The 9,156-nt window shown below is 63.1% G+C and carries 11 protein-coding genes; all 11 read left to right on the top strand.

Annotated elements, in window-relative coordinates:
- Positions 1 to 2 precede the first annotated feature (2 nt).
- The 11 genes from I5803_RS11935 (at position 3) to rpsS (ending at position 9,153) form a co-directional block, all read left to right on the top strand.
- Positions 3 to 1,160: a D-alanyl-D-alanine carboxypeptidase family protein gene (locus tag I5803_RS11935; protein WP_196986575.1), complete on the top strand. Its 1,158-nt coding sequence runs from the start codon at positions 3 to 5 to the stop codon at positions 1,158 to 1,160.
- Between the two features lie 190 nt (positions 1,161 to 1,350).
- Entirely contained in the window at positions 1,351 to 1,728 is a 378-nt protein-coding gene (gene rpsL / locus I5803_RS11930; protein ID WP_027101803.1) for a 30S ribosomal protein S12, read from the top strand.
- A 161-nt stretch (positions 1,729 to 1,889) separates the two neighbouring features.
- Positions 1,890 to 2,363 carry a 30S ribosomal protein S7 gene (gene rpsG, locus I5803_RS11925; RefSeq protein ID WP_196986574.1) on the top strand — a complete coding sequence of 158 codons (474 nt, stop codon included), beginning with the start codon at positions 1,890 to 1,892 and terminating at the stop codon, positions 2,361 to 2,363.
- Positions 2,364 to 2,430: 67 nt separating this feature from the next.
- Entirely contained in the window at positions 2,431 to 4,533 is a 2,103-nt protein-coding gene (gene fusA, locus I5803_RS11920; protein WP_196986573.1) for an elongation factor G, read from the top strand.
- Positions 4,534 to 4,677: 144 nt separating this feature from the next.
- Entirely contained in the window at positions 4,678 to 5,868 is a 1,191-nt protein-coding gene (tuf, locus tag I5803_RS11915) for an elongation factor Tu (protein WP_196986572.1), read from the top strand.
- 4 nt (positions 5,869 to 5,872) lie between these two features.
- Entirely contained in the window at positions 5,873 to 6,187 is a 315-nt protein-coding gene (gene rpsJ / locus I5803_RS11910; RefSeq protein ID WP_196986571.1) for a 30S ribosomal protein S10, read from the top strand.
- Between the two features lie 214 nt (positions 6,188 to 6,401).
- Complete coding sequence (rplC, locus tag I5803_RS11905; protein ID WP_196986570.1) at positions 6,402 to 7,082, top strand: 50S ribosomal protein L3; 681 nt, start codon at positions 6,402 to 6,404, stop codon at positions 7,080 to 7,082.
- Positions 7,082 to 7,702 (top strand): 50S ribosomal protein L4, encoded by a 621-nt coding sequence (rplD, locus tag I5803_RS11900; protein ID WP_196986569.1) that lies wholly within the window; start codon positions 7,082 to 7,084, stop codon positions 7,700 to 7,702. Before rplC ends, rplD begins: the two co-directional genes overlap by 1 nt.
- Positions 7,699 to 8,034, top strand: a complete 336-nt coding sequence (rplW, locus tag I5803_RS11895) for a 50S ribosomal protein L23 (RefSeq protein ID WP_196986568.1) — start codon at positions 7,699 to 7,701, stop codon at positions 8,032 to 8,034. Before rplD ends, rplW begins: the two co-directional genes overlap by 4 nt.
- Before the next feature lie 3 nt (positions 8,035 to 8,037).
- On the top strand, positions 8,038 to 8,862 hold the full coding sequence (rplB, locus tag I5803_RS11890) for a 50S ribosomal protein L2 (protein WP_196986567.1): 825 nt from the start codon (positions 8,038 to 8,040) through the stop codon (positions 8,860 to 8,862).
- 12 nt (positions 8,863 to 8,874) lie between these two features.
- Positions 8,875 to 9,153 (top strand): 30S ribosomal protein S19, encoded by a 279-nt coding sequence (gene rpsS, locus I5803_RS11885; protein ID WP_196986566.1) that lies wholly within the window; start codon positions 8,875 to 8,877, stop codon positions 9,151 to 9,153.
- Positions 9,154 to 9,156: the final 3 nt, after the last annotated feature.

The raw sequence follows: 9,156 nt of genomic DNA, 5'->3' as shown, positions 1-9,156 counted from the left end.
CCATGAACAACTTGCTGCGCGCGTTTGCCGCGCCTCTTCTCGCCTTCTTCTGCCTGGCCGCCTCGGCGCAGGCGCCCCAGCCCCCGGAAATCGCCGCCCGCAGCTACCTGCTGCTCGACGTGACCGCCAACCAGATCTTGGCGGCCCGTGACCCGGACATGCAGGTGGAACCGGCTTCGCTCACCAAGCTGATGACGCAGTACCTGGTGTTCGATGCCCTGCGCGCGAAGAAGATCGACCTGCAGCAGGCCTTGCCGGTCAGCGAGCGCGCCTGGAAGATGCCGGGGTCGCGCATGTTCATCGACCCGAAGATGAAGGTGCCGGTGGACGACCTGATCAAGGGGATGATCGTGCAGTCGGGCAATGACGCCACGATGGCGCTGGCCGAAGCGGTCGGAGGCACGGCCGAACGCTTCGTCCAGCTCATGAACGAGCAGGCCAAGGCACTGGGGATGAAATCCACGGTGTACAAGAACCCGGAAGGGCTGCCGGAACCCGGCCACCTGACGACCGCGCGCGACCTGTCGGTTCTCTCCACGCGGCTGATGCGCGAATTCCCCCAGTACCTGCACTATTACGCGATCAAGAAATACCGGTACGAGGGCACGCCAACCTCCAACGATACGAATCGCAACCTGCTCCTGTTTCGGGACCCCACGGTCGACGGCCTGAAGACCGGCCACACCGATGCGGCCGGCTACTGTCTCATCGCCACGGCGAAGCGCGATTTCCCCAACCTGGGCTCCCGGCGACTGCTCACGATCGTCCTGGGCACGTCCAGCGAGAATGCGCGGGCGAACGAGGCCCAGAAGCTGCTCAACTGGGGCTACACGGCATTCGAAGCCGTGAAGCTGTTCGATGCGAACCAGGCCGTGGCGACGCCGGACGTCTGGAAGGGCGTGGAAAAGACGGCGAAGCTCGGACGCCAGGAGCCGGTGGTGGTGGCGGTCCCGGCAGGCACTGCCGCACGCATCAAGACCCAGGTGGCGCGGCCGGATCCGCTGATCGCACCGCTGACCAAAGGCCAGCAGGTCGGAACCCTGAAGGTTTTTGCCGGCGACCAGCCATTGCTGGACCTGCCGCTGGTGGCGCTCGAGTCGGTGGAGCAGGCGGGTGTCCTGCGCCGGGCCTGGGATGCGATGCGTCTTTGGATCAAGTGAGCATTAGCCGAATTTAGTACTGCTTTTTACTTCACTGCGTGCCGGGCGCTGCAGCAGTGGCCGAGCGGTCATTGAGCATTTCCGTCGGCCGGGATATACTCGAGGGCTTTCCCGCATTTGGGGTGGGAGAGGTTTTCTCATTTTCTGCCGCATCCGCGGCGATCAGTTTCACGACGTTTAGGGACGTTCAATGCCAACCATCAATCAACTCGTGCGTCAGGGGCGGGAGGTCGAAAAGACCAACTCGAAGAGCCCCGCGATGCAGAACAGCCCCCAGCGCCGGGGCGTGTGCACTCGCGTGTACACCACGACGCCGAAGAAGCCGAACTCGGCACTTCGTAAAGTCGCCAAGGTCCGCCTGACCAATGGCTTCGAAGTCATTTCCTACATCGGCGGTGAAGGCCACAACCTGCAGGAGCACTCGGTCGTGCTCGTGCGCGGCGGCCGCGTGAAGGACCTGCCCGGTGTGCGTTACCACATCGTGCGCGGTTCGCTGGACCTGCAGGGCGTGAAAGACCGCAAGCAGTCCCGCTCCAAGTACGGCGCCAAGCGCCCGAAGAAGGCTTGAGAGTTTCGTAGTTTGTCGGTGCTGCCTGGGCCCTGGCAGGCTGAGTCAGCGTAGTGACCCGAAGCGCGGAATGTCCCGCGTGGGTCGAGTAAGCGAGAGCCTGATGGCCTCAAGGCCCCCGAAAGGGAACAGCCAGCTGAAGCAAGTTAAGAGGTGAAAACATGCCACGTCGTCGCGAAGTCCCTAAACGTGAAATCCTGCCGGATCCCAAGTACGGCAATGTCGAGCTCGCCAAGTTCATGAACGTCATCATGCAAGGCGGCAAGAAGGCGATCGCCGAGCGCATCGTCTACGGCGCGCTCGAGCAGATCGAGAAGAAGAACCCGGGCAAGGACCCGGTCGAAGCCTTCACCATGGCGATCAACAACGTCAAGCCCATGGTCGAGGTGAAGTCCCGCCGCGTCGGTGGCGCGAACTACCAGGTGCCCGTCGAAGTGCGCCCGGTCCGTCGCCTGGCGCTGTCCATGCGCTGGCTGAAGGAAGCCGCCAAGAAGCGCGGCGAAAAGTCCATGGCGATGCGCCTGGCCAACGAACTCATGGAAGCCACGGAAGGCCGTGGCGGCGCCATGAAGAAGCGCGACGAAGTGCACCGCATGGCAGAGGCCAACAAGGCCTTCAGCCACTTCCGCTTCTAAGAACCGTCCCCATCTGGAGTGCGGGCCCGCCTTGAGCGGGCCTGTCCCCTTTTAACGAAAGATCACCATGGCCCGCAAAACGCCTATCGAGCGCTACCGAAACATCGGTATTTCGGCGCACATCGACGCCGGCAAGACCACGACCACCGAACGCATCCTGTTCTACACGGGCGTGAACCACAAGATCGGCGAAGTGCACGACGGCGCCGCCACGATGGACTGGATGGAGCAGGAGCAGGAGCGCGGCATCACCATCACGTCCGCGGCGACGACCTGTTTCTGGAAGGGCATGGATCTGTCGTTCCCCGAGCACCGCATCAACATCATCGACACCCCCGGCCACGTGGACTTCACCATCGAGGTGGAGCGTTCCATGCGCGTGCTGGACGGCGCCTGCATGGTGTACTGCGCCGTGGGCGGCGTGCAGCCGCAGTCGGAAACCGTCTGGCGCCAGGCCAACAAGTATCGCGTGCCGCGTCTCGCGTTCGTCAACAAGATGGACCGCACGGGCGCGAACTTCTTCAAGGTCTACGAGCAGATGAAGCTGCGCCTGAAGGCCAATCCGGTGCCCATCGTCATCCCGATCGGCGCGGAAGAGAACTTCACGGGCGTCGTGGACCTGCGCAAGATGAAGGCCATCTACTGGGACGAGGCGTCGCAGGGCATGAAGTTCAACTTCGCCGAAATCCCGGCCGAGCTGCTGGAGCAGGCCAAGGAATGGCGCGAGAAGATGGTCGAGGCCGCCGCCGAAGCCAACGAAGAACTGATGAACAAGTACCTGGAAGAGGGCGACCTCTCCGAGGAAGAGATCACGCACGGTCTGCGCACGCGCACGATCGCCGGCGAGATCCAGCCGATGCTGTGCGGCACCGCGTTCAAGAACAAGGGTGTGCAGCGTATGCTGGACGCCGTGATCGAACTCATGCCTTCGCCGATCGACATTCCCCCGGTGAAGGGGACTGACGAGGACGAGAAGGAAACGAGCCGCAAGGCCGACGACAACGAGAAGTTCTCGGCGCTGGCGTTCAAGCTGATGACCGACCCGTTCGTGGGTCAGCTCACGTTCGTGCGCGTCTATTCGGGCGTCCTGACCAAGGGCGATAGCGTCTACAACCCGATCCGCGGCAAGAAGGAGCGCATCGGCCGAATTGTGCAGATGCACGCGAACAATCGCCTCGAAGTGGACGAGATCCGCGCCGGCGACATTGCCGCCTGCGTGGGCCTGAAGGACGTCACGACTGGTGAAACGCTGTGCGACCCGGCTTCCATCGTCATGCTCGAACGCATGGTGTTCCCGGAGCCCGTGATCGCGCAGGCGGTCGAGCCGAAGACCAAGATGGACCAGGAAAAGATGGGCATTGCGCTCAATCGCCTGGCCCAGGAAGACCCGTCGTTCCGCGTTCGCACGGACGAGGAATCCGGTCAGACCATCATCGCGGGCATGGGCGAGCTCCACCTGGAAATCATCGTCGACCGCATGAAGCGCGAGTTCGGTGTGGAAGCCAACGTCGGCAAGCCGCAGGTTGCTTACCGCGAAACCATCCGCAAGACGGTGGAAGACGCGGAAGGCAAGTTCGTGCGCCAGTCCGGCGGCAAGGGCCAGTATGGCCACGTCGTGCTCAAGCTCGAGCCCAACGAACCCGGCAAGGGCATCGAGTTCGTCGACGCCATCAAGGGCGGTGTGGTCCCGCGCGAATTCATTCCGGCGGTGGAAAAGGGCATCAACGAAGCTGTCACGCAGGGCGTTCTGGCTGGCTACCCTGTCGTGGACGTCAAGGTGACGCTCCACTTCGGCTCCTACCACGACGTGGACTCGAACGAGCTCGCATTCAAGATGGCCGCGATCTTCGGCTTCAAGGAAGGCGCCAAGAAGGCCGGCCCGGTCATTCTGGAGCCGATGATGTCGGTCGAGGTGGAAACGCCCGAGGACTACGCCGGCAACGTGATGGGCGACCTGTCTTCGCGTCGCGGCATGGTGCAGGGCATGGAAGACATGGTTGGTGGCGGCAAGGCCATCAAGGCGGAAGTGCCCCTGTCCGAAATGTTCGGCTACTCGACGACGCTGCGTTCGATGTCGCAAGGCCGCGCAACGTACACCATGGAGTTCAAGCACTACAGCGAAGCTCCCCGTAACGTGGCCGAAGCCATCGTGGCGTCCCGGGCCAAATAAAAAGAAGAACAAGGCGGCGAAGCTGCCTTGTCAACTCCTTCATCCTTGTCTGCGACCGTGTGCCCCCCGTTGCCCGTGGCGGGGGAATCAGCAACACAGTGCAGACGTTAAACCCGACACGGGCATGCTCTTTGGAGAATTGAAATGGCAAAAGGAAAATTCGAGCGGACCAAGCCGCACGTCAACGTGGGCACCATCGGACACGTGGACCACGGCAAGACGACGCTGACGGCGGCCATCACCTCGGTGCTGGCGCAGAAGTTCGGCGGCGAGGCCAAGGCGTACGACCAGATCGACGCGGCCCCGGAAGAAAAGGCGCGCGGCATCACGATCAACACGGCGCACGTGGAGTATGAGACGGCGAACCGCCACTACGCCCACGTGGACTGCCCGGGCCACGCCGACTACGTGAAGAACATGATCACCGGCGCCGCCCAGATGGACGGCGCGATCCTGGTGGTGTCGGCGGCCGACGGCCCGATGCCCCAGACGCGCGAGCACATCCTGCTGGCGCGCCAGGTGGGCGTGCCCTACATCATCGTGTTCCTGAACAAGTGCGACATGGTGGACGACGCCGAGCTCTTGGAGCTGGTGGAGATGGAAGTGCGCGAGCTGCTGTCCAAGTACGAGTTCCCGGGCGACGACACCCCGATCATCCACGGCTCGGCCAAGCTGGCGCTCGAGGGTGACAAGGGCGAGCTGGGCGAGCAGGCGATCATGAAGCTGGCCGATGCGATGGACAGCTACATTCCCCAGCCCGAGCGCGCGATCGACGGTGCGTTCCTGATGCCGGTGGAAGACGTGTTCTCCATCTCGGGGCGCGGCACGGTGGTGACGGGCCGCGTGGAGCGCGGCATCGTGAAGGTGGGCGAGGAAATCGAGATCGTGGGCATTGCCCCGACGCAGAAGACCACCTGCACGGGCGTGGAGATGTTCCGCAAGCTGCTGGACCAAGGTCAAGCGGGCGACAACGTGGGTATTCTGTTGCGCGGCACCAAGCGCGAAGACGTGCAGCGCGGCCAGGTGCTGTGCAAGCCGGGTTCGATCAAGCCGCACACGCACTTCACCGCCGAGGTGTACGTGCTGAGCAAGGATGAGGGCGGGCGCCACACGCCGTTCTTCAACAACTACCGTCCGCAGTTCTACTTCCGCACGACGGACGTGACCGGCGCGATCGAGCTGCCCAAGGACAAGGAAATGGTCATGCCGGGCGACAACGTGTCGATCACGGTCAAGCTGATCAACCCGATCGCCATGCAAGAAGGCCTGCGCTTCGCCATCCGCGAAGGCGGCAAGACCGTGGGCTCGGGCGTCGTCGCAAAGATCCTGGAGTAATCGAATGGCTGCCCAACAAAAGATCCGCATTCGCCTCAAGGCGTTCGATTACAAGTTGATCGACCAGTCCGCCGCCGAGATCGTCGACACCGCCAAGCGCACCGGCGCCATCGTCAAGGGCCCCGTGCCCCTGCCGACGCGTATGAAGCGCTTCGACATCCTGCGCTCGCCGCACGTGAACAAGTCGAGCCGTGACCAGTTCGAAATCCGGACGCACCAGCGCCTGATGGACATCGTGGACCCCACGGACAAGACAGTCGACGCGCTGATGAAGCTGGATCTGCCGGCTGGCGTGGACGTCGAGATCAAGTTGCAGTAACGGGTTGGCGGGGCCCAAGGCCCTTGCGCCCAGCACAACAATAAGAAGCTTTGGGGCCCGCCCTTGGCAGAAATGCCGGGGGCGGGCTATAATTTGCGGCTTCGCCTTTATTGGGCGAAGTTTTATCAACCTTCTTTCGCAGGCGCCGTGGCGACACGGCGGCAAACGCAGAAGCCAATTGAAGCGGCTGCGGCGAGAGTTACGGAGCAACAACATGAGTCTTAGCAAATCCCTCGGATTGCTGGGCCGCAAGGTGGGCATGATGCGCCTGTTCACCGATGACGGGGATGCAGTTCCTGTCACGGTGATCGATGTGTCGAACAACCGCGTGACCCAGGTCAAGACCGAAGAGAACGACGGCTACGTGGCCCTGCAGGTCACGTTCGGCACCCGCCGCGCATCGCGCGTCATCAAGCCCGCCGCCGGCCACCTGGCCAAGGCCGGTGTCGAAGCCGGTGAAATCATCCAGGAATTCCGCGTGACCGCCGACACTGCAGGCAAGTACGCCGCAGGCGCCACGGTGCCCGCCGCCGAGGTCTTCACGGTCGGCCAGAAGGTGGACGTGCAGGGCACGACCATCGGCAAGGGCTACGCCGGCACGATCAAGCGCCACCACATGTCCTCGCAGCGCGCGTCGCACGGCAATAGCCGTTCGCACAACGTGCCCGGCTCGATCGGCATGGCGCAGGATCCCGGCCGCGTGTTCCCCGGCAAGCGAATGACCGGCCACCTGGGCGACGACACCGTCACGACCCAGAACCTGGACGTGATCCGTATCGATGAAGCCCGCGGCCTGCTGCTGGTCAAGGGTGCGATCCCGGGCTCCAAGGGTGGTTTCGTCACCGTCCGACCCGCCGTCAAGGCCAAGCCTTCGGCTGAGAAGGGAGCCAAGTAATGCAACTCGAACTCCTGAACGAACAAGGCCAGGCCTCGTCGAAGTACGACGCGCCCGAGACCGTGTTCGGCCGTGAATACAACGAAGACCTGGTCCACCAGATCGTCGTCGCCTTCCAGGCCAATGCCCGTCAAGGCACGCGCGCCCAGAAGGACCGCCAGCAGGTCAATCACTCGACCAAGAAGCCGTTCAAGCAAAAGGGAACGGGCCGCGCCCGTGCCGGTATGACGTCCTCGCCGCTGTGGCGCGGAGGCGGCCGGATTTTCCCGAACAGCCCGGAAGAGAATTTCACCCAGAAGATCAACAAGAAGATGTACCGCGCCGGCATGGCCGCCATCTTCTCGCAGCTGGCCCGCGAAGGCCGCCTCGCTGTGGTTGATTCGATCAAGGTGGACTCGCCCAAGACCAAGCAACTCGCCGCGCGCTTCAAGGCCATGAACCTGGACTCCGTCCTGGTGATCGCCGAGGAAGTCGACGAGAACCTCTACCTCGCCTCGCGCAACCTGGTGAACGTGCTCGTCGTCGAGCCGCGTTTCGCCGATCCGCTGTCGCTGGTGCACTACAAGAAGGTGCTCGTCACCAAGGGCGCCATCGACAAGCTCAAGGAGATGTTCGCATGAGCCGCGTCAATCCCACTCCCGCACAGCGCAGCTTCGACGAAGGCCGGCTGATGCAGGTCCTGGTGGCCCCGATCGTGTCCGAAAAGGCCACGCACGTCGCCGACAAGACCAACGCCGTCACCTTCAAGGTGCTGCAAGATGCCACCAAGCCCGAGATCAAGGCGGCTGTCGAACTGATGTTCAAGGTCGAGGTCAAGGGTGTTTCGGTGGTCAATACCAAGGGCAAGACCAAGCGCTTCGGCCGCTCGGTGGGCCGCCGCGACAACGTTCGCAAGGCCTACGTGACGCTCAAGCCCGGTCAAGAGCTGAACCTCGCAGGGGAGGCCGCGTAAATCATGGCTGTCATCAAGATGAAACCCACCTCGCCAGGCCATCGCGGCATGGTGAAGATCTCGCGGGACCACCTGTACAAGGGTGACCCGTACGCGCCGCTGCTGGAACCACAGTTCCAGAAGTCCGGCCGCAACAACAATGGCCACATCACCACCCGTCACAAGGGCGGTGGTCACAAGCATCACTACCGTGTTGTCGATTTCGTTCGCAACAAGGACGGCATTCCGGCGAAGGTCGAGCGCATCGAGTACGACCCGAACCGCACGGCCCACCTGGCACTGGTGTGCTACGCCGACGGCGAGCGCCGCTACATCATCGCCCCGCGCGGCCTCGAGGTCGGCTCGGTGCTGATGAGTGGTGCCGAGGCCCCGATCCGCGCCGGCAATACCCTGCCGGTTCGCAACATCCCGGTGGGCTCGACCATCCACTGCATCGAGCTGCAAGCCGGCAAGGGTGCGCAGATCGCGCGTTCCGCCGGTACTTCGGCGACGCTGCTGGCACGCGAAGGCACTTACGCACAGGTCCGCATGCGCTCCGGTGAGGTTCGCAAGATCCACATCGAGTGCCGCGCCACCATCGGCGAAGTGGCTAACGAAGAGCACAGCCTGCGCCAGTTGGGCAAGGCAGGCGTGAAGCGCCACATGGGTATTCGCCCGACCGTTCGCGGTGTGGTGATGAACCCGGTCGACCACCCGCACGGTGGCGGCGAGGGCAAGACCGGCGAAGGCCGCCATCCTGTCGACCCGTGGGGCAACCTGACCAAGGGCTATCGCACCCGCAACAACAAGCGCACGCAGGTCATGATCGTGTCGCGTCGCAAGAAATAAGGGGATAGCACCATGACTCGCTCTCTCAAAAAAGGTCCGTTCGTTGACCACCACCTCGTGGCCAAGGCCGACAAGGCCGTGACCACGAAGGACAAGAAGCCGATCAAGACCTGGTCGCGCCGCTCCATGATCCTGCCCGAGTTCATCGGGCTCACGATCGCCGTCCACAACGGCAAGCAGCACGTGCCGGTCTATATCACCGACCAGATGGTGGGCCACAAGCTGGGCGAATTCGCCCTGACGCGCACCTTCAAGGGTCACCCAGCCGACAAAAAAGTCGTGAAGAAGTAAAGG

Origin of the sequence: Caenimonas aquaedulcis (assembly GCF_015831345.1) — a bacterium.
In the GTDB taxonomy this organism is placed as follows: domain Bacteria; phylum Pseudomonadota; class Gammaproteobacteria; order Burkholderiales; family Burkholderiaceae_C; genus Ramlibacter; species Ramlibacter aquaedulcis.
This window is presented reverse-complemented; position numbering and strand designations above follow the sequence as displayed.

What these genes read in the sequence shown, in the direction of transcription:
- rplB (WP_196986567.1), top strand. Translation starts at nt 8,038, where the DNA reads ATGGCTGTCATCAAGATGAAACCCACCTCGCCAGGCCATCGCGGCATG.
- rpsS (WP_196986566.1), top strand. Translation starts at nt 8,875, where the DNA reads ATGACTCGCTCTCTCAAAAAAGGTCCGTTCGTTGACCACCACCTCGTG.
- rplW (WP_196986568.1), top strand. Translation starts at nt 7,699, where the DNA reads ATGAGCCGCGTCAATCCCACTCCCGCACAGCGCAGCTTCGACGAAGGC.
- I5803_RS11935 (WP_196986575.1), top strand. Translation starts at nt 3, where the DNA reads ATGAACAACTTGCTGCGCGCGTTTGCCGCGCCTCTTCTCGCCTTCTTC.
- rpsJ (WP_196986571.1), top strand. Translation starts at nt 5,873, where the DNA reads ATGGCTGCCCAACAAAAGATCCGCATTCGCCTCAAGGCGTTCGATTAC.
- rplC (WP_196986570.1), top strand. Translation starts at nt 6,402, where the DNA reads ATGAGTCTTAGCAAATCCCTCGGATTGCTGGGCCGCAAGGTGGGCATG.
- tuf (WP_196986572.1), top strand. Translation starts at nt 4,678, where the DNA reads ATGGCAAAAGGAAAATTCGAGCGGACCAAGCCGCACGTCAACGTGGGC.
- rpsL (WP_027101803.1), top strand. Translation starts at nt 1,351, where the DNA reads ATGCCAACCATCAATCAACTCGTGCGTCAGGGGCGGGAGGTCGAAAAG.
- rpsG (WP_196986574.1), top strand. Translation starts at nt 1,890, where the DNA reads ATGCCACGTCGTCGCGAAGTCCCTAAACGTGAAATCCTGCCGGATCCC.
- rplD (WP_196986569.1), top strand. Translation starts at nt 7,082, where the DNA reads ATGCAACTCGAACTCCTGAACGAACAAGGCCAGGCCTCGTCGAAGTAC.
- fusA (WP_196986573.1), top strand. Translation starts at nt 2,431, where the DNA reads ATGGCCCGCAAAACGCCTATCGAGCGCTACCGAAACATCGGTATTTCG.